Here is a 761-nt window from a genome sequence, read left to right as displayed (position 1 = left end):
CCGATTGTGTTGCGGGCGGTGAAATTGGTCCCGTCACTTTCATTAATCGTATAGCCTCTGTCCCAATAAAAACAAGTCGTTTTGCCGCCGGCTGTTTTCGAGCTTCTGAACCCTTCCGGGTCATAGGTATAAGTACCTTTAACCGTGCTGCCTTCTTTATACTGAATCAACTGGTTCCTGTCGTTGTAGCTGTATGTCTTGCTCAGTGCCGAAGACCCCAGCGTTTCCTGCTTCGTACTCATAGAGCCGTTGGCGGTGTATGTATAGGTGTCCGTGGACGTTTGTGTTATTGTTGTACCGTTATTCGTGCCTGTAACGGTTTCTTCCCGCCGAGTCAGCTGGTTCGCAGCGTTATATGTCATTTCCTCCGTATGGTGTGTAACATTGGTAAACGGAACGGTTGTTCCCGCGTTGGACAGGTTCACCGTCGCGCCGCGATAATGAGATATTTCCTTCGATACAATATTGTTGTTCGCATCATATCCATATTGCGTTGTTGCAGAAAACTCATCTAATGTGGTATTCAGCCTGTTCAGTTCGTCATAGGTATATTCATTAATTCTTGTGACGCCCATGCTTTCTTTTAACAGATTGCCGTTGTCATCATAGTCATATCTGTAGGGCAGACTATCCTTTTGGGTAAAGGTGGGCTCGCCTTGAAGATTATACTCAAATGTCTGATACTTTCCGCTCGAACCATAAGATACTTTGCTGAGCAACCCCTGCTCGTTCTCATACTCATATTGCGTGGTCAGTCCGTT

At 46.1% G+C, this 761-nt stretch carries 1 protein-coding gene; it reads right to left on the bottom strand.

Going from position 1 to position 761, the window contains the following annotated elements:
• The coding region (locus H8698_RS13215) for a hypothetical protein (RefSeq protein ID WP_249313903.1) at window positions 1-761 on the bottom strand (761 nt) is incomplete at both ends.

It is taken from the genome of Congzhengia minquanensis, assembly GCF_014384785.1.
Lineage (GTDB): Bacteria > Bacillota > Clostridia > UBA1381 > UBA9506 > Congzhengia > Congzhengia minquanensis.
The sequence above is the reverse complement of the archived record's forward strand: the minus strand, read 5'-3'. Positions and strand labels throughout refer to the sequence as shown.